Annotated in this window: 12 protein-coding genes; all 12 read left to right on the top strand. The window is 65.6% G+C overall.

Features of this window, described 5'->3' with window-relative positions; all coding sequences use genetic code 11:
* The first annotated feature begins 164 nt into the window (after positions 1 to 164).
* The 12 genes from ATO11_RS15840 (at position 165) to ATO11_RS15785 (ending at position 25,830) form a co-directional block, all read left to right on the top strand.
* Positions 165 to 2,198: a calcium-binding protein gene (locus tag ATO11_RS15840; RefSeq protein ID WP_050531880.1), complete on the top strand. Its 2,034-nt coding sequence runs from the start codon at positions 165 to 167 to the stop codon at positions 2,196 to 2,198.
* Positions 2,199 to 2,298: 100 nt separating this feature from the next.
* A complete protein-coding gene (locus ATO11_RS15835; RefSeq protein ID WP_050531879.1) occupies positions 2,299 to 4,197 on the top strand; it encodes a M10 family metallopeptidase C-terminal domain-containing protein in 1,899 nt (632 codons plus the stop codon).
* Positions 4,198 to 4,257: 60 nt separating this feature from the next.
* Complete coding sequence (locus ATO11_RS15830) at positions 4,258 to 6,177, top strand: calcium-binding protein (protein ID WP_050531878.1); 1,920 nt, start codon at positions 4,258 to 4,260, stop codon at positions 6,175 to 6,177.
* 112 nt (positions 6,178 to 6,289) lie between these two features.
* Positions 6,290 to 8,182 (top strand): M10 family metallopeptidase C-terminal domain-containing protein, encoded by a 1,893-nt coding sequence (locus tag ATO11_RS21710; protein ID WP_242601439.1) that lies wholly within the window; start codon positions 6,290 to 6,292, stop codon positions 8,180 to 8,182.
* A gap of 127 nt (positions 8,183 to 8,309) precedes the next feature.
* Positions 8,310 to 11,051 carry a calcium-binding protein gene (locus ATO11_RS15820; RefSeq protein WP_050531876.1) on the top strand — a complete coding sequence of 914 codons (2,742 nt, stop codon included), beginning with the start codon at positions 8,310 to 8,312 and terminating at the stop codon, positions 11,049 to 11,051.
* Positions 11,052 to 11,260: 209 nt separating this feature from the next.
* Complete coding sequence (locus ATO11_RS15815) at positions 11,261 to 12,808, top strand: calcium-binding protein (RefSeq protein WP_050531875.1); 1,548 nt, start codon at positions 11,261 to 11,263, stop codon at positions 12,806 to 12,808.
* A 63-nt stretch (positions 12,809 to 12,871) separates the two neighbouring features.
* Positions 12,872 to 14,413, top strand: a complete 1,542-nt coding sequence (locus tag ATO11_RS15810; RefSeq protein ID WP_082176380.1) for a calcium-binding protein — start codon at positions 12,872 to 12,874, stop codon at positions 14,411 to 14,413.
* 27 nt (positions 14,414 to 14,440) lie between these two features.
* Positions 14,441 to 16,144, top strand: coding sequence for a calcium-binding protein (locus ATO11_RS15805; protein ID WP_050531873.1), 1,704 nt, complete (start codon positions 14,441 to 14,443; stop codon positions 16,142 to 16,144).
* Positions 16,145 to 16,244: 100 nt separating this feature from the next.
* Positions 16,245 to 18,623, top strand: a complete 2,379-nt coding sequence (locus ATO11_RS21705) for a calcium-binding protein (RefSeq protein WP_050531872.1) — start codon at positions 16,245 to 16,247, stop codon at positions 18,621 to 18,623.
* Positions 18,624 to 18,707: 84 nt separating this feature from the next.
* A complete protein-coding gene (locus ATO11_RS15795; protein WP_050531871.1) occupies positions 18,708 to 20,699 on the top strand; it encodes a calcium-binding protein in 1,992 nt (663 codons plus the stop codon).
* 25 nt (positions 20,700 to 20,724) lie between these two features.
* Entirely contained in the window at positions 20,725 to 23,847 is a 3,123-nt protein-coding gene (locus tag ATO11_RS15790) for a calcium-binding protein (RefSeq protein ID WP_050531870.1), read from the top strand.
* Between the two features lie 114 nt (positions 23,848 to 23,961).
* The gene (locus tag ATO11_RS15785; protein WP_050531869.1) at positions 23,962 to 25,830 is read left to right on the top strand and encodes a M10 family metallopeptidase C-terminal domain-containing protein; all 1,869 of its coding nucleotides are present in this window, start codon (positions 23,962 to 23,964) and stop codon (positions 25,828 to 25,830) included.
* Positions 25,831 to 25,867: the final 37 nt, after the last annotated feature.

Raw genomic sequence — 25,867 nt, 5'->3', positions numbered from 1 at the left:
GATCGAACTGACCGGCACCCACACGCTGACGACGGACGATTTCCTGATCTAACCCCCCCAACTCCCAACCACTCCAAAGAGCTACAAGACACTGAAATATATTGATTTTCTGCGCAGTCGTTCGACTTGCGCCCTACCCTTCCTGTCTGTGAAAGGACGTTGAAATGACGATTACCTTCGGTACCGACTTCTCCCTCGACACCATCACCTCTGCCTTTGTCGTGGAATACGGGCGCGGCTTTGACCTTGGCGACGGACGGGTCCTTTATGCGTGGTCCGACCCGGACGACTCGCTCGTCTATTTCTCCATCCACGATGTCGAGGGCACCCAACTGGTGGGCGAGCAGGTCATCGATGCCGCGTCGGAACCGGATGTCGTGGGGCCGTTGGGCTTCAACCAGGCGGCCTTTGCCGCGATCCCCCTGACCGGGGGCGGCGTGCGCATTTTCTACGCCACCGATGACGACCAGTTGTTTCCGCTCGACGCAGCGCAGGCATACCGCGACTTCGATGCGGCGGGCACACCGCTGGGCGCGTCGGTGCCGCTGGGCGGCGACCAGAATTTCACCTTCGAAAACTCGGTTTCGGCGATCCTGTCCAACGGTAACATCGCGATCATGAGCGATGGCGGCCTGCTGATCCTCGACCCCACGGGCAACGTCGTGGGCGGCAGCACGGTGGCGCCGGGGTTCACGGGATCGGACAACAGCTATGCCATCGTGGAAACCGGCAGCGGCATCATGGTGCTGACAGCCGTGCGCAACTACGTCTTCGCCAATGGAGGCGTCAGCTGGCAACAGCAGGTCGAGGTACAGACATTCGAGCTGAACGGCGCGCAGATTTCGGCCCCGCAGGCGCTGACAGACGTGTTCAACGCCAGCACGATCGCCAGCTTCGTCAGGGGCCACATTTCGGCGGACCGGCTGACTGACGGGCGCGTCGCCGTCGCCTATACCTACCAGCCCGAACCGGGCGCGGCGGACGGGCTCGACATCCAGGTACTGATCCTCAACACCGACGGATCGATCGATGCCGGGCCGTTCGCAGGCAATCCCAACTCCCTGTCGGGGCGGCAATTCATGCCCAGCCTTCACGCGCTCGACGATGGCGGATTCGTGGTGCTGTACGAAGACGACGAAAGCCAGCAATCCGGACCCGACAACTGGGAGGCACAGCGTTTCACCGCATCCGGCCAGCCGTTCGGCGAGGCCGCCGATTACGACTCGCGCTTCGGGCAGGCCACGTATTCGCAGTTCGAAAGCATCATCCTCTCGGACGGGCGCGGCCTCGTGATCGACGAGGGAGGCAACGCCACGGTGATCCGGATCGACACGTCGATCCAGCCGCCCATGGGCCCCACCCCCGGCAATGACGATCTGCAGGGCACGCCGCAGAACGACGTGGTGGACCTGCTGGACGGCAACGACCGGTTCGACGCGCTGGCAGGCGATGACAGCGTGCTGGGCAATACCGGCGACGATTTCATCTTCGGCGGCTCCGGCATCGACACGCTGGAGGGTGGAGACGGCGACGACACGCTCGACGGTGGCGCGGGCGGCGACGTGCTGGACGGTGGCGACGGGTACGACATCGCCGATTACGGCTCGGCCACGCGCTCGGTCCGGGTGGATTTGCAGAACCCCAACATCTCGTTCAACGACGCGGCGGGCGACAGCTTCATCTCGATCGAGGAATACCGCACCCATGACGGCATCGACCAGTTGAGGGGCGATGCGGGCGACAACATCTTCCGCACCGGCGGCGTATCCGACCGCCTCTATGGCCGCGCGGGCGACGACATGCTGTTCGGTGAAGCGGGTGCCGATGCCTTCTATGGCGGCCTTGGCGCCGACATAATGACGGGCGGCTCGGATGCCGGGCGCAGGGATCGCTACATCTATTTCAACGCCTCCGAGTCCGGCGTGGGCACGGGCAACCGCGACGTGATCACCGACTACGTGGCGGGCGAGGACCGGATCGAATTGTCGAGGATCGACGCCGACCTGACGCAAGGCTTCAAGCAGCGCTTCGACTTCATCGGTGACGCGGCCTTCTCGGGCACCGGCGGCGAACTGAGGTTCGAACAGCAGGGCGGCATCACCCTCGTTCAGGCGGACCGCGATGGCGACGGGATGGCCGATTTCGAGATCGAACTGACCGGCACCCACACGCTGACGACGGACGATTTCCTGATCTGATCCCGGTTGACCCAGCGTCAGTTAATTCTTGCCATGCGGGGTTTCGCGTGGCCTACTCCCTGTATTGAAGTTCATTTTTATTCGTTCAGGGATTTGTCACATGACAGCTGTCACGCCTCTTGGCCCCAACCAGATTGCCAACACCTTCACCTCCAACCGTCAGGACGACCCGCATGTCGCCGCTCTCGCGGGCGGCGGTTCGGTTGTTGCCTGGGAAAGCTTCGATCAGGACGGCGCGGATGACGGGATCTATTTCCAGGTCTTCCGCCCCGACGGCACCACGCTGGGCAGCGAACGCCGCGCCAACACCACCACCCAATCCTACCAGTCCGACCCGCAGGTGGCGGGCCTGCCCGATGGCGGCTTCGTCGTCGTGTGGGAGAGCGAAGGCAATGACGGCAGCGATGACGGCATCGTCATGCGCATCTTCAACCCCAACGGCACGCCCCGCACGGGAGAGATCAACGTCAACACCACCACCATCGGCGACCAGAGCGACCCCGAGGTCGCGGTGCTCGCCGACGGGACGATCGTCGTGGCGTGGGAGGCAGAAGGTCAGGACGTCTTCGCCTACGGCGTCGTAGGCCGCCGCTATGACAGCGACGGCAATCCCATGGGTGGCGAGGTTCTGCTGAACCAGAACCAGTCCAACAGCGAATACCGCGTCGACATCGCCGCGCTGGATGACGGCGGCTTCGTCGCGGTCTGGCAGTCGTGGGACGGCGCGACCGAAACCTCCTATGGCCGGGTCTTCAATGCCGACATGACGGCGCGCGGCAACGATTTCGAGGTCACGCTGCCCAACACCTTCAACTCGTCCGACGTGTTCGGCCTGTTCCGCGTGCAGGTCGCGGCGCTGTCGGATGGCGGCTTCGTCGTCGCGGGGTCCTTTGAATCGACCCTGCCCGTCAGCATCGGCGTCTATGCCATCATGTACGACGCGGCGGGCGACCGGCGCACGGGCGCCGCCGGGGAGATCGTCGAATTCGCCGATCCCGGCACCTATATCGGCGAGCCATCGGTCGCGGGCACCCTCGATGGCGGGTTCGTCGCCACGATCAGCTCCAACCGCGACGGAGGTGAGCCCGAAGACACGGTGATCGTGCGCTACAACGCCGATGGCGTCTCCGTGGGCGACCCGGTCATCGGAAACGACGCGGTGTCCGGCCCGACCGAGAATGACGATGGCCGGATCGACGTTCTGACCAGCGGCCGCATCGCCGCCGTGTGGGAGACAGGAAACACCTCGGGCACGATTTCCGAGGTCGTCGTGTCGTTCTTCGCGTCCGAGCTTTACGGCACCGCTGCGAACAACAGCTTTGCCGTGCCCGATGGCGGCACCGCGATCATGGGCTTCGGCGGCACCGACACCGCCGACTACTCCGCCGCCACGGGCCGCGTGCTGGTCGACTTCCAGTCCGACGTCTCCGGCGCGGGCTTTGCACGCTTCTTCGATCTGGGCGCGGCGGTGGGCGATACCTACGATTCCGTCGAAAACGCCATCGGCGGCGCCTTCGCCGACAACCTGCGCGGCGACGGCGCGGCGAACGTGCTGGAGGGCGGCGGCGTCAGCGACCGGCTCTATGGCCGCGCGGGCGACGACACGCTCGACGGCGGCGCGGGGGCGGACGCGATCTACGGCAACCTCGGCGCGGACGAGATGACCGGCGGGCCGGGCGCGATCCGCGACCGCTTCATCTATTTCCAGGCCAACGAGACCGGCGTGGGCCCCGGCAACCGCGACGTCATAACCGATTTCACCCCCGGCGAGGACCGGATCGAGTTGAGCCGGATCGACGCCGACACCACCCAAGGCTTCAAGCAACGCTTCGACTTCATCGGCGATGCGGCGTTTTCGGGCACCGGCGGCGAATTGCGCTACGAACAGACCGGCGGCGTGACCATCGTTCAGGCCGACCGCGACGGCGACGGTGTGGCCGACATGGAGATCGAGTTGACCGGCACGCTCACGCTCACCGCGACCGATTTCCTGATTTGAGGGTTTTTCCAGTGTAACACGTTTATTTCATTCACATATCTACCACGGGGAGATAGTGCGATGCCAACCTTTACCGGAGACGAATTCAACAACTATCTCGAAGGCACCAACGGCGTCGACGTGATCCGCGGCCTTGAAGGCAACGACGAACTGGTGGGTCTTGACGGCAATGACCGCCTGTTCGGCGGTCCCGGCGACGACAGCATCTATGACGGCAACGGCGATGACGAGGTCGATGCCGGGCCGGGCCGCGACTGGTCCTATTATTCGGCCGGTAACGACACGATCGACGGCGGCGACGATTTCGACCGCATCGATTACGGGCTGGCACCTGGCGGGATCGTGGCCGACCTGCAGGCGGGCACGATATCCGATGGCGGCGGCGGCATCGACACCGTGCGCAACGTCGAACGCATCATTGGATCGGCCTTTGACGACGTTCTCGAAGGCACGGATGGGCGCAACTCGTTCAGCGGCGAAGGCGGCAACGACTTGATCGACGGGCGCGGCGATTTCGATTTCGTCTGGTACGGACGCTCGCCCGGCGGAATCGACGTGGACCTCGCCAGCGGTGCCGTGACCGGGGCCGAGGGCAACGACACGCTGATGTCCATCGAGGGCCTCGGGGCCACGAATTACGACGACACGATCCGGGGCAGCGACGCGGACGAGTATTTCACCCTCGACCAGGACGGCGACATCTACACGCCGAACTACCTGGTCGGCGGCAACGACTACCTCGACGGGCGCGGCGGCATCGACATGGTCGATTACAACAACGCCACAAATCCCGTCACGGTCGACCTTGGCCAGCAGACCGCGACCGACGGGCTGGGCAACACCGACACGCTGATCAGCATCGAAATCGTGCGCGGGTCGACCTTCGGCGACATGCTGACCGGCAGCGGCGGTGCCGAGGAATTGCGGGGCGGCTCCGGCAACGACACGCTCGAAGCGCTGGCGGGCAACGACACCCTGTCCGACGGTCCGGGCGACGACGTGTCGAATGGTGGCGCGGGTGATGACGTGTTCATCCTCGGGCTCGAAGGCGGCATGGACATGCTTGATGGCGGTGACGGGATCGACACGCTCATCCTCCCGCTGGAAGGCATCACCGGCGCGGTGCCCTCCTTCGTGGACCTCATCGCGGGCGAAGTGGGCGCCATCGGCTTTCCCAACGGTCGCGACACGGTCATGAACATCGAAAACGTCACCATCGAAGGGGACGTCGACGTCGCCTTCACCGGTGACGGCATGAACAACCTGCTGACCGGCAGCGGCGGCGACGACACGCTGATCGGTGGCGATGGCGACGACACCCTCCTGCCCGGCGCGGGCGTGGACGAGGTCGATGGTGGCGCCGGCATCGACATGGTCAGCTACGTGGGTGCCACGCGCTCGGTCCGGGTCGACCTGCAGAACCCCGCGCTCAACTACAACGACGCCGCCGGCGACACCTTCACCGATGTCGAGGTCTTCCGGACCGGCGCGGGCATCGACCAGTTGCGCGGGGATGCATCCGGCAACGTGTTCTATACCGGTGAAGTGTCCGACCGGCTTTATGGCCGCGCGGGCGATGACACGCTGTTCGGTGAAACCGGGGCCGATGCCTTCTATGGCGGGCTCGGGGCGGACGTGATGACCGGCGGCGACGATGCCGGACGCCGCGACCGCTTCATCTATTTCAACGCCGCCGAAACCGGCGTCGGCGCGGGCAACCGCGACGTGATCACCGATTTCGTCCCCGGCGAGGACCGGATCGAACTGTCACGGATCGACGCGGACCTGACGCAAGGCTTCAAGCAGCGCTTCGACTTCATCGGCGATGCCGCCTTCTCGGGCACCGGCGGCGAACTCCGGTTCGAGCAACAAGGCGGGATAACCCTCGTGCAGGCCGACCGCGACGGCGACGGCGTGGCCGATATGGAGATCGAACTGACCGGCACGCTCACGCTCACCGCGACCGATTTCCTGATCTGACATTCGACGCCCGGCACCGTCGAATTTGGCTGGCATTGTCGGGCCGGCTGAATAAACTGGCACCCGTAAGCCATTTTTCATTTCGTTTTGTGGAGCAATCCCAATGCCTTTCATGTTCCAAGACGCGACCATTCGCGTCGGTTCCTCCGTATCTGCCGACAACCAGGTCTCGCCCGTTCTGATCCCTCTGGACAATGACCGCATGGTGGCCGTGTTCGCGACGCGCAACACCGCCACCGGCAACCGCGGGATCGAGGTCGAAGTGCTCGACAGTGATCTGTCCGACCTCGGCGGCGCGATCGACGTGGTTGACACGACCGGCATCTCGATCGACCAGGTCGACGCCGCGACGCTGAGCGACGGGCGGTTCGTCGTGGTCTGGGCCATCAACCTGCCCGGAGCCGACCGCGAGATCGCCTTCCAGGTCTTCAATGCCGACGGCAGCACCAGCGGCCCCGAAGGCACGGTCGCGGATGCCGAGGACCTGTTCAACCAGGGCCTCGCGGTGACCGCGCTGGCCTCTGGCGGTTTTGCCATCGCATGGGCGAACACCACCGATTCCGCCGAAGGCACCCAGACCTTCCTGCAACGCTTTGACGGGTCGGGCGCGCCGGTGGGTGGCGTGTTCACCGTCGCCTCGGACGACACCACCGTCGAATTCGAACCCGACGTGGCGACGCTGGAGAATGGCGACATCGTCCTGTCATGGAGAGCCTTCAACCAGTCGGCGAGCGACAACACCGTCACCTTCCAGATCCTCGACGGTGACACGGGCGCGGCGCAGACGGGCCAGATCGAACTGTCCCTGCCCTCGCTCGGAGAAGACTTCGTCTCGACCGCGTCGTTCATCGCGCCCCGCCCCGGTGGCGGGTTCTTCCTTGCCGGGCAACTGATCGCCGATTCCGGCGATGCCGGGCTCTTCGTGCAACCCTATAACGCCTCGGGCGCGACGGTGACCGGCGGCGGCACGATCCTCGAAGATCCGGGCGACGCGTTCCTTGAATTCACCCACGTCGCGGTCGCCAACGACGACCTTGCCGCACTCGCCTTCACCCGCGTCGATTTCACCCTCGGAGACAGCTTCGCCGTTGTCGCGCCGATCTTCGGTGACGGGCTGCTGGGCGACCCGATGATCGTCGAGGGACGGCTCGCTTCCGGCAATACCGAGGTGTTCGACGACGTCGCGCAGGTCGACGTGGCGTTCCAGTCCGATGGCAGCCTGGTGGCGTTGCTGAGCGAGTTGGACTTCACCTCCAGCGGCACCCACGACATCGCGGTCGGGCGCATCTCGATCGCGACGACGGGCACGCCCGGTGACGACCTGATCCCCGACGCGCCGGGCGCGCAGGCCTTCTTCGGCGGGGCCGGCATCGACACGCTGGACTTTTCCGCAAGCACCGACCGCGTGCTGGTCGACCTGCAAAGCGACGTGTCCGGCGCGGGCTTCGCGCGTTTCTTCGGCGCGGGCGCCGGTGAGGGCGACACCTTCTTCTCGATCGAGAACGTGATCGGCAGCGCCTTCGCCGACAACCTGCGCGGCGACGGCGCGGCGAACGTGCTGGAAGGCGGCGGCGTGTCCGACCGGCTTTACGGTCGCGCGGGCGATGACACGCTCGACGGCGGCGCGGGGGCGGACGCGATGTACGGCAATCTCGGCGCGGACGAGATGACGGGTGGCACCGGCGCGATCCGCGACCGCTTCATCTACTTCCAGGCCAACGAGACGGGTGTGGGCGCGGGCAACCGCGACGTCATCACCGACTTCACGCCCGGCGAGGACCGGATCGAGTTGTCGAGGATCGACGCCGACATCACCCAGGGCTTCAAGCAGCGTTTCGATTTCATCGGCGACGCGGCGTTTTCGAACACGGCGGGCGAGTTGCGGTTCGAACAGGTGGGCGGCGCGACCATCGTGCAGGCCGACCGAGACGGCGACGGCGTGGCCGATTTCGAGATCGAACTGACCGGCACGCTCACGCTCACCGCGACCGATTTCCTGATCTGACGGGCACGGGCGGCGCCGTCAAATCCTGATTGACAGGGCCGCCTTACCCGGCGTTAAGGTTCCTCATTTGAAACCGCTATAACGCGCGGGAACATCGCGTTGCGGGACTTTTCAAGGGGGGATCGACATGACCATCCAGTTCGACACCGCGGCGGAAACCTTCATCGGCTTTGGCGGGACGCGCACCACCACCGGCTCGGGCGGCAGCTATCGCGTCGACGACGCGGCGGTCTTCGTGTCCGGCAACCAGGTCGCCGCGATCAACGACGACGGCGTGGTGTTCAGAGCGACCGAGTTCGCCGATGCGACCGGGCTCGGCCTCGGCAACCTGTTGCCCTACCACGTGCACGACAACGGCGACGGCACGTTCAACATCTACTACCAGGTGCGCGACGCCGATCCCCTGCCCACCGTGATCACCAACTGGGTCGTCACCTTCGACCTTGCCACCGGGGCAGAGACCGCGCCCGCGACGCAACTGACCTCGGGCGCGTTCGGCGTGACCGACAATTCGATGATCTACAACGCCCATTCCCTGCCAAACGGGAACATCTTCGTCGTGCCCTTCACGTTCGAAGGCGACAACGCGCTGATCGTCGACCCGATGGGCACCGTCCTGCATACCGGCGACACGATCGGCGGGCGCGGCTTCACGGCGGCGAACAGCTACGGCTCGGACGTGACCGTGTCGGGAGACCTGATCTTCTATGCCTGGGTCGACAGCACGTCGGGCGAAGCGGGTTCGACCCACCTGCAGGTCTTCGACATGGAAGGAAACGAGGTCGTGGCGCCCCAGATGGTCAGCGATGCGGTCGGATCGGGATTTGGCCTGCCGCCCTCGGTCCAGGTCGCCACCCTGTCGGATGGTCGGGTCGTCGTCGTCTGGACCGACGCGGGCACCCAGGCCGAGGACACGAGCGGCACCTCCACCTGGTTCAAGATCTACAACACCGACGGCACCCTGTCGGTCGACAGCACGCTGGTGAACACGATCACCTCGGGCAACCAGGACACGCCGATGGTGATCGCCACCGAAAGCGGCTTCCTCATCGGCTACACGGTCTTCTCCTTCTCGCCGACCTTCGTGAACGAAGGCCGCCTGCGGGAATACGACAACAGTGGCACGCTCATCGATTCCCAGGACGGAACCCACCTTGCGGGCAGTTCCGCCATGGTGCGGATCGACAACAACAGCGCCATCATCCTCTCCGGCAACGCGATGGAGCTGATCCTGCCCGGCAGCGAAGGCTCGCTTGACCCATCCGGGTCTAACGAAACCGGCGATGGCGGGAACAACACCCTGACCGGCACCCCGCTCGGAGACAGGCTCGACGGTGCGGGCGGCAATGACAGCATCGACGGGCTTGGCGACAACGACACGCTGATCGGCGGCGACGGCAACGACACCATCGACGGGGGCGCTGGTAACGACTCGATCACCGGCGGGCCGGGCGACGACTCGATCCTCGGCGGCGCGGGCGACGACACGATCAATGACGGGCGTGGCAACGACACCGTGGATGCGGGCGACGGCAACGACACCTATGTGCGCAACCTGCAGGAGGACGGCTTCACCGCCGGCCAGTTCGGCGACGTCACGGTCGACCTGCAACTCGGCCAGTTGTTCGGACAGGACGTCCCCCAGTTCCCCGATTTCATCGCCAATTTCGAAAACGCGATCCTCGGCGGCACGCAGGCCTTCTACCTGCTCGGCACCGATGGCGCGAACCTGCTCCAGACCGCCGACGGCAACGACACCATCGACGGCCGCGGCGGAAGCGATACGCTGCGCGGGGGCGCGGGGGGCGACGTGCTGATGGACGGGCTCGGCGACGACCTCGTGTTCGGCGAAGACGGCGATGACATCCTTGTCATGGGCTCGGGACAGGACCATTTCGACGGCGGTGCGGGCAACGACACCATCGTGGTCGATACCGGCGACGATCAGGCCTCGGAATACACCGCCTTCGGCAACCTCGACACCGGCAATGGCGGACCGAACGAATTCGCGGGCTTCGCCGACAGCTTCGTCGATATCGAGAATTATCACTACACCGGCAACATCTTCATGACCCTGACCGGGACGAACGGCGCGAACGAGCTGTTCTCGGACAAGGGCGACGACTCGCTCTCGGGTCTCGACGGGGCCGACACGCTCATGGGCGGTGCCGGGGTCGACACCCTGCGCGGGGGCGCGGGGGACGACATCCTTGACGGCGGCGGCGGAGGAGACGTGCTGGATGGTGGTGACGGGTACGACATCGCCGATTACGGCTCGGCCACGCGGTCGGTCCGAGTCGACCTGCAGAACCCTGCGATCTCGTTCAACGACGCGGCGGGAGACAGCTTCATCTCTATCGAGGAATACCGCACCCATGACGGCATCGACCAGTTGCGCGGCGATGCGGGCGACAACATCTTCCGGACGGGAGGCGTCAGCGACCGCCTCTATGGCCGCGCGGGCGACGACATGCTGTTCGGCGAGGCCGGGGCCGATGCCTTCTACGGCGGGCTTGGGGCTGACATCATGACGGGTGGCGCGGATGCCGGGCGGCGCGACCGCTACATCTATTTCAACGCGGCGGAAACGGGCGTCGGCGCGGGCAACCGCGACGTCATCACGGACTACGTCGCGGGCGAGGACCGGATCGAGTTGAGCCGTATCGACGCCGACCTGACGCAAGGGTTCAAGCAACGCTTCGACTTCATCGGCGACGCGGCGTTCTCGGGCACGGGCGGCGAGCTCAGGTACGAACAGACCGGCGGCGTGACCATCGTGCAGGCCGACCGCGACGGCGACGGCGTGGCCGATTTCGAGATCGAGTTGACCGGTACCCACACGCTGACGACGGACGATTTCCTGATCTGAAACTCGTGAAATCCGCCCCTATAGGCGGATTCCACATTCTGCGCTAAAATGCCCCCGTTAATTGGTTCGAACCGCGTGCAAGTCGTGTCGGGGTTCCACCCCTCTCACGTCTCCACGCTTCATTTCGGCGTGCGGCCCTTTTCGTGCCGCCCAAGCGATTTCAATGCCCGCGGGGTCTTTCCCCCGCGATTTCAGGAAGGGGTTTCGCCATGATCGTGGACATGTTTCTGCCGATCTTTCCGCTCTACCGGATGACGCTCGAAGGGATCATCATCAACACGCTGCTGGATTCCGAAAACTACGAATTCGCAAACGACGGCAGTTCGCTGACCATCACCCGCACGATCAATGGCGAACAGGTCGAGGTTGTCTTTAACGGCCAGAACCTGAACGCCAACAACATGTCGGCGGGTGGCACGTTCTCGTCCATCACGGTCAAAGACGACACCGGCGCGACGGCGGCACACTTCACCCTCCCGGGCGACGTGCAGTTGTCCGACGCAGTGAACGCCGCGTTCAACGCGACCGAAGTCGGGAATATCCCGCCCATCGACATCGACCCGACCGTTCCCGGAGGGCTGTACGCCGGGGAGGATGCCAGCGTGCTTCTGGCGCTCGACATCTTCAACGTGCTGCTGATCCAGTTCGCCGGGTTCATCCAGATCCTGACCGGGTCCTTCTTCGACGACGTGGTCAACAGCTACCCCGTCGACGACAGCATCGCGACGCAGGGCGGCGACGACACGGTGCGCCTGTCGGACGGCAACGATACGATCGACGGTGGCGAAGGCACCGACACCGCCGATGGCCGCACGCTCGAAGCAGGCATGACCTTTGGCATCACGAGCGCGAATTTCGGCACGGCGGGCATCAACGCCTCGTTCTCGCTCAACAATATCGAGGCCCTGATCGGCACCGAATACGCCGACATCATCTACCTCGCCCCCGGCGGGCCATCTCTGGCCTTCGGCGATGACGGCAACGATTTCCTCTATGCCGGGAACATCTCGACCGGTGTCGCGCTGCATGGCAATGACGGCAACGACACGGTGCAGGGCGATGCCGGGAACGATACATTGTCGGGCGGCGAAGGGATCAACCAACTGGATGGTCAGGGTGGCGACGATACCGTCCTCTACACGTGGGCCACGGGCCGCGTACTGCTGGATTTCCAGACCGATGTGTCCAGTGCAGGCTTTGCCCGCTTCTATGACAATGGAGCCAGCCAGGGCGACACCTATGCCAATATCGAACACGCGGTGGGCGGTGACTTCGCCGACAACCTGCGCGGCGACGGCGCGGACAACCGGCTCGAAGGCGGTGGCGTCAGCGACAGGCTGTATGGCCGCGCGGGCAACGACACGCTCGACGGCGGCGCGGGGGCGGATGCGATCTATGGCAACCTCGGCGCGGACATCATGACCGGCGGGCCGGGCGCGGTGCGCGACCGCTTCATCTATTTCCAGGCCAACGAGTCGGGCGTTGGGCCAGGCAACCGCGACATCATCACCGATTTCACACCGGGCGAGGACCGGATCGAACTCAGCCGGATCGACGCCGACATTTCACAAGGCTTCAAGCAGCGCTTCGATTTCATCGGCGACGCGGCGTTTTCGAACACCGCGGGCGAATTGCGGTTCGAACAGCAGGGCGGGATCACCGTCGTGCAGGCCGACCGCGACGGGGACGGCGTGGCCGATTTCGAGATCGAACTGACCGGCACGCTGACGCTGACGGCGACCGATTTCCTGATCTGACGCGCCCCCTTTCAACCGTGGCGGGGCCCCGCCCCGCGCCATTCGAACACAGGAGATTTTCACATGAGTGCATTTGGCTTGAATGTAGGCGGCATGTATTCCGTGGATGCCTTCGCGATAAGGGCACTGCGCGAGGAAACCGAGGCGAACATCACCGACAGCCTCGATGGCAGTTGGCTGGCCATCACCGGCAACCTTAACGGGATCGACTTCACGATCACCGTCGCGGGCGAAAACCTGGGCTACACCGTAAACGACAACACCATCGTCTATACCGGCAGCGTCGACACCTACAATGTCGACATCGGCAGCATCTCGGGCGTTTCCTACAGCGTCGATTATTTCGAAAACCCCCCGCTGCAGTCTCTCAACGAAGCCGCCGAAGCCGGCGATCCCCTGCCCATCCAGCTTGGCTTCAACCCCACCTTCCGGTCGACGCCGTCGGAATACGGCGCTCCGGGCGACGTGACGATCACCACCCATCCCGACTGGTTCGCGCTGGTGCTCGACCCGATGAGCCCCTTCGGCGTGTTCATCACCGGCTCGCCCGAGGGTGACGTCCTCAACACCTACTACACCTCCGACTTCCTGCAGGCGAATGACGGTGACGATTTCATCCGCATCTCTCCGGGCAACGACAATATCGACGGCGGCATGGGCGAGGACACGGTCGATGCCCGCGCCAGCAACGCGCCGCTCACCGGCGGGTCGACCGGCACCATCGCCTTTGGCAGCAATTCCATGACCCTGTCGGGGGTCGAATTGCTCTATGGCTCGCAATTCGACGATGTCCTCTCCGCTGGCGGCGTGACGACGCTGCTGGGCTGGAAGGGCGATGACAGCCTGACCGGCGACGCCGCCGATAACGGGCTCTTCGGCGAACAGGGCGACGACACCCTGATGGGGGGCCTCGGCAACGACACGCTGGGCGGTGGCGACGGCATCAACGTGCTCGACGGCGGCATGGGCGAGGACATGGCGGATTACTCCGACGCCTCGGGCCGCGTCCTTCTCGACTTCCAGACCGACGTATCCGGCGCGGGCTTTGCCCGGTTCTACGACAACGGCGCCAGCCAGGGCGACACCTATGCCAATGTCGAACACGCGGTGGGCGGTGCCTTTGCCGATAACCTGCGCGGCGACGGGGCCGACAACTGGTTCATGGGCGGCGGCGTGTCGGACAGGCTCTATGGCCGCGCGGGCAACGACACGCTCGACGGCGGACCGGGGGCCGACGCGATCTACGGCAACCTCGGCGCCGACACGATGACGGGTGGCACCGGCGCAGTGCGCGACCGCTTCATCTATTTCCAGGCCAACGAGTCGGGCGTCGGCTCCGCCAACCGCGACGTCATCACCGATTTCACACCGGGCGAGGACCGGATCGAGTTGTCGAGGATCGACGCCGATATCAGCCAGGGCTTCAAGCAGCGCTTCGACTTCATCGGTGACGCGGCCTTCTCGGGCACCGGCGGTGAACTCCGGTTCGAACAACAGGGCGGGATCACGCTGGTACAGGCCGACCGCGACGGCGACGGCATGGCCGATTTCGAGATCGAACTGACCGGCACCCTCACCCTCACCGCAACCGATTTCCTGATCTGATATTCTGTTCCATCTCGAAAGGCTCTTATGGCCCGTCTCGATTTTACCGATTCCGTAGTTTTTGTTCAGATCACGACCAATCGGGTCGCCTACACCTCGACCGAGGCCAGCAGCGGAACGCTGTTTCGCTGGCTGGTCGATACCGGCGGCACGTTTGATGTCTCCGGTCGCGCGCTCGGCACCGGGATCACCGTCGATGGCGACGGTTTTCCCACCGGCGGCACCATCACCAGCATCCAGCTGGACACGCTCTATCGCGGCACCGACTTCGATCCTTCGATCTTCATCACCGAAATCAGCGTCGCGCTCACCGATCTGATCGTGCTTGGCACGCTCGAAGAACAGACCAACGCGTTCTGGACCACCCTGCAATCGGGCGACGACCTGATCATCGCGCCGTCGCAAAGCGGCTGGCTCTTCGGCGATGCGCTCGCCGTGCGCGGGACCGAGGAACTGACGGGCGGCAACGACACGCTGCGCGCGACGCAGACCGAAACCAGCGTGTTCACCGGCTACACCCTGCAAGGCGACGTGGACCAGATCTCGGGCGATGCCACGCTCACGGGCGGCCATGACGTGATCGAGGTCGACAGCCCCACCGGCGAACACGACCTGTCGGGCGATGTGTGGTTCGCGGCAGGCGCGACGCTGATCGGCGGTGACGACCGCATCACCATCATCGACGGAGGCGTTGAATCGCGCATCGCGGGCGAGGCGACGCTTCAGGACGGCGACACCAGCCTCACGGGCGGCAACGACACGCTCACCGGCTCCCCCACGGTTGGGGACAGGGTGTTCGGCGAGGTGGAAGAGTTGCTGGGCGGCACCTTCACCGGCGGCAACGACCTGCTGAACGGGCGCGGTGGTGACGACACGCTGGCGGGCGACATCGGCACCCTGTCGGGCGGCACGGCCAGCGGCGGCAATGATACCCTGAACGGCGGGCCGGGCGACGACATCCTGCACGGTGACGTGGGCGTGATCGACGGCGGGACGCTCACCATGGGCGGCGACGACGTGCTGAACGGGGGCGCGGGGAACGACACGATCACGGGCGGTGGCGGCGCCAACGCCATCGACGGCGGACCGGGCGAGGACCTTCTCGATTTCTCCAACGCCACCGGCCGCGCCTTCGCCGACCTGCAGATCGACCAGCGCGGCGCGGGCTTCCTGCGGTTCTACGACGAGGGTCAGGCGGCGGGCGACACCTATGCCGGCCTCGAACACATCACCGGCGGCGCGTTTTCCGACAACCTGCGCGGCGATGCGGGGGGCAACCGGCTGGAAGGCGGCGGCGTGACCGACCGCCTTTATGGCCGCGCGGGCGACGACACGCTCGACGGCGGCACCGGCGCCGATGCCTTCTATGGCGGGCTGGGCGTCGACCTGATGACCGGCGGTGACGATGCCGGGCGGCGCGACCGGTTCATCTATTTCTCTGCCGGAGAGTCCGGCGTGGGCCCCGGCAACCGCGACGTTATCACCGATTTCACACCGGGCGAGGACCGGATCGAACTCAGCCGCATCGACGCGGACCTCACGCAAGGCTTCAAGCAAGGCTTCCAGTTCATTGGAACATCTGCCTTTTCCGGCACTGGCGGCGAGTTGCGGATCGAGCAGACAGAAGGCATCACGCTGGTACAGGCCGACCGCGACGGCGACGGCGCAGCCGATTTCGAGATCGAGCTGACCGGCAATCTGTCCCTCTCCGCGACCGACTTCCTGATCTGACGCGCGTGGCCCCCTTGGCCACGTCAACAGGCACGTTGAAGCTGCCGCCCCGCCGTGCGACTGTCCGCCCGCAGGCAGGGTAACGAGGGACGGCAGCGCCATGGTGATCACGGGCACGACGGGCAATGACACGCTGGAAGGCACGTCGGGCGACGACACGATCAACCCGCTGTCGAGCGACGGTTATGACCAGTTGATCGGCACCACGGGCGACGACCTGTACCTCTTTGCCGACGCCGTCGACGGGCGCGTGATCGAACTGACCTACTTCAACCTGCCCTTCGGCATCGACGCGGTGATCGACCTGCCCGGCCGCACGGCAATCGTGGACAAGGGCCCCGACGGCATCGACACGCTGCAGGACCTGAACCGCGTCACCGCGCTCGACATGTTCGACATCTTCATCCTCGTCGGCTCGCGCGGCCGCGACACCTACGACGTCACGCTCAGCCCCGGATCGATGTTCTGGGTCGCACCCCTTGGCGGGATCAACGATGTCACGGTCACCTTTGCCGACAACTCGGTCTTCGTGATCTCCTATTCCACCGCCAGCCGCGAGACGGAGTTCGACATCGCCGATGGCCGCATCTTCAGCGATGGCTTTGTCACGCTCAGCCTCGGCCCCGCGCAGCCGGGCAGCATCCTGTGGGTCATCGGCGGCATCTTCAACGACGAGTTCATCGGCAGCGCGATGGACGAATACTTCTCTCCCGACGTCGGCGCCGACACGATCGACGGTGGCGCGGGCAACGACATCGTGCGCTATGATGGCGGCCTGCCCGCCAGCCTCGTCGCCGACCTTGCTGCCGGTAGCGTCACCGTGACCGGCAGCGACGGGCTGGTGGATGTGCAGCAACTGACCTCGATCGAAGGACTGATCGGCGCGTTTGAAGGCGACAGCGTGACCGGCAGCGCGCGGGACGACTACGTCGAAGGCCGCGGCGGCGACGACACGCTGATCGGCCTGGATGGCGACGACACGCTTTATGGCGGGCTCGGCAACGACGTGCTCGACGGCGGCGCGGGCGACGACCTGTTCCGCACCGATACGTTCGAAGACGGCGCCACCACCACCATCCGCCCCGGCACCGGCACCAACACGCTGGAATATTTCGACACGCTCGAAGTCGACCTCGACGCCATCGTGTTCGACCCGGCCACCGGCGTGATGGAGTTCCGCTCCGCCTACGGCCAGGTCACGCAGGTCGACACCGCGACCGGAACGCTGGATTACGTGCAGTTCGTGGACCTGTTCGACCTGTCGCCCGGCAACCGCTACCAAGTCGTGACGGACGTGGCGCAGGCGACGCAAGTCGCCATCGCGCTGGCCGGGACCGATGGCAATGACGACGTCGTCATCCCCGACGCCGCCACCCTTGGCGGCCCCGCCCCGGACGGAACCGACCTTGGCCTTCTGTTCTTCAACGGCGGTGACGACCGCGTCACCCTGTCGGACGATTTCCTGCATATCGCCATCATGGGCGAAGGCGACGACACCGGCATCGGCGGATCGGGCAATGACCGCATGCAGGGCGATGCAGGCCAGGACAGCCTTCTCGGCAATGCCGGCGACGACACCCTGCTGGGCGATGACGGGCTCGACACGCTCGACGGCGGCACCGGCAACGACGCCCTCCTCGGCGGTGCGGGCAACGATACGGCCCTCGGCGCGACGGGACAGGATTCGCTCTTCGGTGATGACGGCGACGACCTGCTCGACGGGGGCGAGGACGACGACATCGTCAGCGGCAACGCGGGCAACGACACGCTGATGGGCGGCGCGGGCGACGACACGCTCTTTGGCGAGGCCGGCGCCGACCGGTTCGAAGGCGGCGACGGGTTCGACCTTGTCGACCATTCCGTCGATGGCGACGGGCGCATCCTCGTCGACCTGCAAACCGACGTGTCGGGCGCGGGCTTTGCCCGCTTCTACGACCACGGCGCGGCCGAGGGCGACACCTATGCCGGGATCGAACACGTCATCGGCGGGACCGCCGCCGACAACCTGCGCGGCGACGGGGCCGCGAACCGCCTCGAAGGCGGCGGCGTCAGCGACCGGCTGTATGGCCGCGCGGGGGACGACACGCTGGATGGCGGCGCGGGGGCGGACGCGATGTACGGCAACCTCGGCGCGGACGTGATGACCGGCGGCACGGGCGATGTTCGTGACCGCTTCATCTATTTCCAGGCCAACGAGACGGGCGTGGGCGCGGGCAACCGCGACATCATCACCGACTTCGTCTCGGGCGAGGACCGGATCGAGATCTCCCGCATCGACGCCGACATCACCCAAGGGTTCAAGCAGCGGTTCGAGTTCATCGGCGGGCTCGACTTCACCGGCCGCGCGGGCCAGCTGCGGTTCGAAATCGACGCCGGCACCACGCTGGTGCAGGCCGACCGCGACGGCGACGGCATCGCCGATTTCGAAATCGAGCTGACCGGCGAACTGTTGCTGACCCGCGACGACTTCCTGATCTGACGTCCTGCAACCCCTACGGGAGGTTTGACGCACCGCCTATCCCCGTGGCACTCATTGGACACGCATTTGAACACGAGGAAATAGATGCCGACCATTCGCGTTGACGGAGACATCTCCGACCGCATCAACCAGTTCATCGATTTCATGGCCAATGGCCTCGTGCGCGAAACGGCTTTTGGCTTCACCTTCTCCACCTCGGGCAGCGGCGGGGTGACGATGAACGGCACCGACCTCGCCTTCGCCGATAACGGCCAGGATTTCATCACGGGAACGGTCTCGCGGTTCGAGATGGCGCAGATCACCGCCAACGGCCTCGACCGCCCGTTTGACATCACCGGGCTGTCCGAAGACGCGACCGACCTGTTCTTCCTCGTCAGTCAGACCTCGACCACGATCACCGGCGCCTTCGACTTCGCCTATTTCCAGACGCTGCTGGATACGAGCAACTGGTTCGTTCAGGGCGGTGAAGGCGGCGACACGATCACGCCCGGCCTTGTATTCAGCCTTCTGAACGCGGACACGCTGCGCGGCGGGGACGGCGACGACACGCTCGACGGCGGGCCGGGCAACGACGACATCGAAGGCAGCACCGGCAATGATTCCATGGCCGGGAGCAGTGGCGACGACACCCTGCGCGGCGGCGACGGCAACGACACGCTGACCGATGGCGCGGGCAATGACAGCCTGTTCGGGGACGCGGGCGACGACCTGTTCGAGATGAACACGGGCGAGGACCATTTCGACGGCGGCCTCGGCAACGACACGATCGCGGTCGATACCGGCACCACCAGCGCCGACGCCTATACCGCCTATGGCAACCTCACGACCGGACGGGGCGGCGCGAACGAATTCACCCAACTGTCCGACACTTTCGCCAATATCGAGAACTACCACTTCACCGGCAACATCTTCATGACGCTGACCGGCACCGATGGCGCGAACGAGCTCTTCTCGGACAACGGCGCCGACACGCTTTTCGGCCTTGGCGGCGACGACACTTTGCGCAGCGGCGCGATGGATGACAGCCTCGATGGCGGCGACGGCGATGACGTTCTGGACGGCGAAGACGGCAACGACACGCTGGTCGGTGGCGCAGGCGTGGACGATCTGCGCGGCGGGAACGGCGACGACACGGTGATCGACGATGCCCCGCTTTCCGCCGGGGCCTTCCTTTCGGGCGGTGCCGGTGTCGACACGCTGGTCTACGATCATGACGGCAGCGCTGGTGCCATCATGGTGCACATGGAACTGGGCGGCACCTTCCTTGGCACGACCCAACTCGACGAATTCCGCGATTTCGAACATCTCGCGGTGACCGGAAGCGGATCGGCGATCCTCAACGGCGACGCCGGCGACAACAGCCTGTCCGGCGGCAGCGGCGAGGACACGCTGATCGGCAATAACGGCGACGATACGCTGGATGGCGGCGGCGGCGCGGATTCGCTCGTCGGCGGCCCCGGCTACGACATCGCGTCCTATGAAAGCGCCACGCGGTCCGTTCGGGTGGATTTGCAGAACCCCAACATCTCGTTCAACGACGCCGCCGGCGACACGTTCAGCGGGATCGAGGAATTCCAGACCGGCTCCGGCATCGACCAGCTGCGCGGCGATGCGGGCGACAACATCTTCCGCACCGGCGGCGTGTCGGACCGGCTTTATGGCCGGGCAGGCGACGACCTGCTCTTTGGCGAAGCGGGGGCGGACGCCTTCTATGGCGGGCTTGGCGCCGACACGATGACGGGTGGCGACGATGCCGGGCGCAGGGATCGCTACATCTATTTCAACGCCGTCGAGTCGGGCGTGGGCGCGGGCAACCGTGACGTCATCACCGACTACGTGGCGGGCGAAGACCGGATCGAACTCAGCCGGATCGACGCCGACCTCACCCAAGGCTTCAAGCAGCGCTTCGACTTCATCGGCGACGCGGCATTCAGCGGAACGGGCGGCGAACTCAGGTTCGAACAGACCGGCGGCATCACCCTCGTCCAGGCCGACCGCGACGGCGACGGCCTCGCGGATTTCGAGATCGAACTGACCGGCACACACACCCTCACGACCGATGATTTCCTGATCTGAACCACCTGCCGACGGAGCGCTCCACATGCCACTCCCCCATACCGGTTTCCTCTCCATCGTTCAGGGCGACTATCAGGGCATCCGTGACGAGATGAACCTCACGCCACTCTCGGACGGCGGGTATTTCGCGACGTGGCACGAAGCGAACAGCGCCACCGATGCCTACGACATCTACGGCCAGCGGTTCGACGCGCAGGGCGCGCCCACGGGCGATCCGGTGATCCTCAACACCGAACAGACGGATTTCCAGCGCAACCCGGACGTGACCCAGCTTGCCGACGGACGGCTGGTGGTGGTCTGGCAATCCTTCGGGCAGGAAGACGGGTTCATCGGCACCGTGGGCTACGGCATCTTCGCGCAGCTTTACGATGTGGACGGCACGCCGCTGGGCGATCCGATCCAGATCAACACCCAGACCCGCGACGACCAGATCAATCCCAACATCATCCCCCTTCTGGATGGCGGGTTCCTCGTGCATTGGCGCGAAACGGACTATCCCGGCCCGGAAATCGTCCTGCGCCGGTTCGATGCCAACGCCGACCCGGTGGGCGATGAGTTCCTGCTCGACCATATCGGCGACGGCCCGTCGAACATGCCGTCGCTCGTTCAGGCCCCCGATGGGCGGCTGCTGGCCACCTACCAGATCTTCGATGCCACGATCGGGAACTGGGACAGCTACCTCGGCCAGTTCGACCTGTCGGGCAATTCGGTCATGACCCCCGTCCTGCTGGGCGAAAACATCCAGTCGAGCTTCAATCCAACCGCACACATCACCATGGCCGCGGACGGGTCCTTCGTCGTCACGCTCGACTATACGTCGGTCAACGACCTCTACCTGATGCCCTTCGGCGCGGACGGCGTCGCGACCGGCCCGGCAGAGCCGGTGGGTGCGACTTATGCCTCCCCCCCCTTCTACCCGCAATCGACCTTCCTGCCCGACGGGCGGCTGGTGCTGACCTACAGCCAGCTCTTCGAGTCCGGGTCACGGGGCGTGATCCTCGACAGTGACCTCACCTTCGACGGGACCAGCTATTTCGACGTCTCCTTCGGTTACGAATGGGAATACGGTGCGCGGCCCACCCTGCTGGAAGGCGGCGCGCTGGTGCTGCAATGGTGGAACGACCTGATTCTCGACAATGCCCCCGCCCATTTCACCCAGGTCTTCTTCGACGACCCGATGGGCAGCGCCACGGGCTTCACCGAAGGGCGCGATACCATCACCCTGCCCGACACCGGATTGAACGTCGCGGCGCTTGGCGGCAGCGACAGCGTCACGGGCGGTGCGGACTCCGACACGATCTGGGGCGAAGGCGCGAACGACACGCTGGCAGGTCGCGGCGGCGATGACGTGCTGGATGGCGGCACTGGTGCCGACAGCCTGCTTGGCGATGCCGGGTCCGACCGGCTGTATGGCGCGGACGGGGCCGACACGCTGATCGGCGGCGATGACGGCGACGTGCTGGATGGCGGGCGCGGCACCGACTGGCTCATGGGCGGCGACGGGGCCGACTTCCTCACCGGCGGCGGCGGGACCGACACGCTTGATGGCGAGGCGGGCGACGACACGCTTCTGGCCAGCGACACCAGCGGCAGCACCCTGTCGGGCGGTTTGGGCCACGACCTGCTGATCGGCTCCACCGAGGCCGACATGATCGACGGTGGCACCGGCAACGACACGCTCGTCGGCAACCGCGTGGGGCCGCTGAACATGGGCGGGAACGAAACCGCCGCCGACACGCTTTTGGGCGGCGACGGCGACGACTTTCTCAGCGGTGGCGGCGCGGGCGCGCTGCTGGATGGCGGCGCGGGCAACGACCGCCTGACTTGGGGCCAAGGCACCGTCGACGGCGGCGCGGGCGAAGACACCCTGATCGACCCCGAAAACCTCGATTTCGGCAGCGAGTTCCGCGGCACCCGCGTCGATATCGACCTTCAGGCGGGCACCGTCGACTATTACGATGGCGTGCCTATCGGCACGATCCGCAACATCGAACATGTCGACCTTGCGCTTGGCGACAGCGCCGCCGACATCTCGGGCACGTCGGGCAACAACATCCTGATCGGCAGCAATCCCTACACCAACATCAACGGTCGCGGCGGCGACGACTACCTGTCCGGCTGGGGCGTTCTGAACGGCGGCGGCGGCAACGACACGATCGAAGGCCGCGAGCGCGACGACCGCCTGCTGGGCGGCGCGGGCGACGATGTGCTGATCACGCAGGTGCGGCAGGACACGCTGTATGGCCGCGACATCATCCGGGGCGGCGACGGGTTCGACCTCCTGGTGATCGACCCGGTCTATAACAACGGCCAGGTCGAGTATGTCGAGGTCAACCTCGCCACCGGCCTGATCGAAGAGCACGGATATTGGGAAGAGGCCCCGGTCCTTGAAGAGGTCGAAGCCGTGCAGGTGCTGGGCGACCTGCGCGCCCACCTGACGGGCGACGCGGGCGACAACCTGCTGGTCGGCGGCAACCTCGACGACACGCTGTCGGGCGGCGCGGGCGCGGATGCGCTGATCGGCGGCGCAGGCCACGACATCGCCGATTACACCTCCGCCACGCGGTCCGTGCGCGTCGACCTGCAGAACGCGGCCTTGTCCTACAACGACGCGGCTGGCGACACGTTCGACGGGATCGAGGAATTCCGCACCGGCGACAATATCGACCAGCTGCGCGGCGACGCGTCAGCCAACCTCTTCCGCACCGGTGGGCTCAGCGACCGGCTTTACGGCCGCGCCGGCGACGACACCCTGCTGGGCGAGGCGGGAGCCGATGCGTTCTATGGCGGGCTCGGGGCCGACGTGATGACCGGCGGCGACGATGCGGGCCGCCGCGACCGGTTCATCTATTTCAACGCCTCCGAGTCCGGCGTGGGCGACGGCAACCGCGACGTCATTACCGATTTCGTCTCGGGCGAGGACCGGATCGAGTTGAGCCGGATCGACGCGGACCTCACCCAAGGGTTCAAGCAAGCCTTCCAATTCATTGGCGACACGGCCTTTTCCGGCACGGCGGGCGAACTCAGGTTCGAACAGCAGGGCGGCATCACGCTGGTGCAGGCCGACCGCGACGGCGACGGCGCGGCGGATTTCGAGATCGAACTGACCGGCACCCTCACGCTCACAAGCACCGATTTCCTGATCTAACCGCCCTTCACCACGCACTCCGGCAGGAATTGACCGCCTTGACCCGGCGGTGTTAGCGTCGCTCTGCTTGCATTGAATTTCATTTTACAACCTGCGTTTGTTTGGAGTGTTTCCATGTCTGGTGCGATGACCTTTGCCACCCAACCCGTCCCCCCCACCACCTATGCCAATGACCGATCCGAAGACGTGATCGCCCGCGCCGATGGCGGCACCGCGGTCGCATGGTCGAACGGGGACCGCCTCTACCTGTCGCTCTTCGACGATGCCGGAATTGCCGAAGGCGACCCGATCCGCATCGACGTGCCCGGCCAGTTCGAGGTCCGCGACCCCGACGTCATCGAACTGCCGGACGGACGCTTGCTTGTCTCGTGGCACCAGCGCGCGGCCTTTGGCGCAGATGCCACGTTCGAAGCGCGCTTCTTCAACGCCGATGGCACGCCGGACGGCCCGTCCTTCACCCTGTTCGCCAGCCATTCACGCTCCACGCGCGGCCCTGACGTGGCGGTTCTCGACGACGGCACGCTGATCGTCACGGGCGTGGGACCAAACAGCGCGTTCGACCCCAACCTGACCACCGGCATCTCGGTCCTGGTGCGCCAGTTCGCCGCCGACGGCACACCGCTGACCGACCCGATGCAGGTCTTCGGCGATATCGAACTGTTCCCGACGGGCCCGGAAGTCGTGGCGCTTGAAAACGGCGGCTTCGTCATCGCATGGGGCGGCGGCTGGACGGGCAACCTCGTGGACCTCGAAGCATTCGGCCTCCAGCTTTACGACGCGGACCTGCAGCCCGTTTCCGTCACGCTCCCCCGGTTCGAAGTCCCGCCCGAATACCTGCCCGATTTCGGCAACCCGCGGATCGCCCCCCTGTCGGATGGCGGGTTCGTCCTCGCGGTCGGGTTCAACGACGAGGATTTCCTCTACAATGACGGGGTCGTGGCGCTGACGGTCAATTCCGACGGCACCATCGGATCGGCCCCGCAAGTCACGCTCAACGACACCGACCTGCTGCTTCTCGATGTCGTCGGCACGCCCGATGACGGCTACGCGCTCCTGATGCGCTCAAGGGCCGGTTTCCCGAACACCGACCTGCGTTATGTCCGCGTGGCAAGCGACGGCACGCCCGTGTTCGACACGCTTGTGAACGACCCCGGCGACCGCATCATCGACGGCCACATGACGGTAACGGGTAACGGCCATGTCACGCTGGCATGGAGCGAGTACTTCCAGAACTCCTTCGTGGCGGCCGATGCGCTCATGACCGCCTTCGGCCCCGACCTGTTCGGGACCGAGGCGGGCGACGACATCCTGATGCCCCTGCCCGGCCCCGGAGAGATCGACGGCCGCGGCGGCACCGACACCGCCGATTACAGCGCCGCTTCGGGCCGCGTGCTTGTGGACCTCGACCGCGACGTGTCGGGCGAAGGCTTCGCGCGGTTCTTCGACGCGGGCGCAGGGTCCGGCAACACCTTCACCAGCATCGAGAACGTGACCGGCGGCGCGATGGCCGACAACCTGCGCGGCGATGCGGGCGCCAACGTGATCGAAGGCGGCGGCGTCAGCGACCGGCTTTACGGGCGCGAGGGCGACGACACGATAGACGGCGGCACCGGGTTCGACGCGATCTTCGGCAACAACGGCGCCGACCTGATGATCGGCGGCGCGGGCGGCGACCGCTTCATCTATTTCCGCGCCACCGATACCGGCGTGGGCAGCGGCAACCGCGACGTGATCGACGATTTCACGCCGGGAGAGGACCGGATCGAGATCCGCCGCATCGACGCCGACATCACCCAGGGCTTCAAGCAGTCGTTCGACTTCATCGGCGACGCCGCGTTCAGCGGCACGGCGGGCGAGTTGCGGTTCGAACAGCAGGGCGGCATCACCCTCGTTCAGGCCGACCGCGACGGCGACGGAGCCGCGGATTTCGAGATCGAGCTGACCGGCACCCTGACCCTCACATCGGACGATTTTCTCATTTGAAAACGGCCCCACCGGCGATAACCTGCGGTCATTCAGG

It is taken from the genome of Pseudaestuariivita atlantica, assembly GCF_001205715.1.
GTDB classification, from domain to species: domain Bacteria; phylum Pseudomonadota; class Alphaproteobacteria; order Rhodobacterales; family Rhodobacteraceae; genus Pseudaestuariivita; species Pseudaestuariivita atlantica.
The sequence above is the reverse complement of the archived record's forward strand: the minus strand, read 5'-3'. Positions and strand labels throughout refer to the sequence as shown.

Coding starts and splice junctions, on each gene's coding strand:
- ATO11_RS15840 (WP_050531880.1), top strand. CDS start 165: ATGACGATTACCTTCGGTACCGACTTCTCCCTCGACACCATCACCTCT.
- ATO11_RS15835 (WP_050531879.1), top strand. CDS start 2,299: ATGACAGCTGTCACGCCTCTTGGCCCCAACCAGATTGCCAACACCTTC.
- ATO11_RS15830 (WP_050531878.1), top strand. CDS start 4,258: ATGCCAACCTTTACCGGAGACGAATTCAACAACTATCTCGAAGGCACC.
- ATO11_RS21710 (WP_242601439.1), top strand. CDS start 6,290: ATGTTCCAAGACGCGACCATTCGCGTCGGTTCCTCCGTATCTGCCGAC.
- ATO11_RS15820 (WP_050531876.1), top strand. CDS start 8,310: ATGACCATCCAGTTCGACACCGCGGCGGAAACCTTCATCGGCTTTGGC.
- ATO11_RS15815 (WP_050531875.1), top strand. CDS start 11,261: ATGATCGTGGACATGTTTCTGCCGATCTTTCCGCTCTACCGGATGACG.
- ATO11_RS15810 (WP_082176380.1), top strand. CDS start 12,872: ATGAGTGCATTTGGCTTGAATGTAGGCGGCATGTATTCCGTGGATGCC.
- ATO11_RS15805 (WP_050531873.1), top strand. CDS start 14,441: ATGGCCCGTCTCGATTTTACCGATTCCGTAGTTTTTGTTCAGATCACG.
- ATO11_RS21705 (WP_050531872.1), top strand. CDS start 16,245: ATGGTGATCACGGGCACGACGGGCAATGACACGCTGGAAGGCACGTCG.
- ATO11_RS15795 (WP_050531871.1), top strand. CDS start 18,708: ATGCCGACCATTCGCGTTGACGGAGACATCTCCGACCGCATCAACCAG.
- ATO11_RS15790 (WP_050531870.1), top strand. CDS start 20,725: ATGCCACTCCCCCATACCGGTTTCCTCTCCATCGTTCAGGGCGACTAT.
- ATO11_RS15785 (WP_050531869.1), top strand. CDS start 23,962: ATGTCTGGTGCGATGACCTTTGCCACCCAACCCGTCCCCCCCACCACC.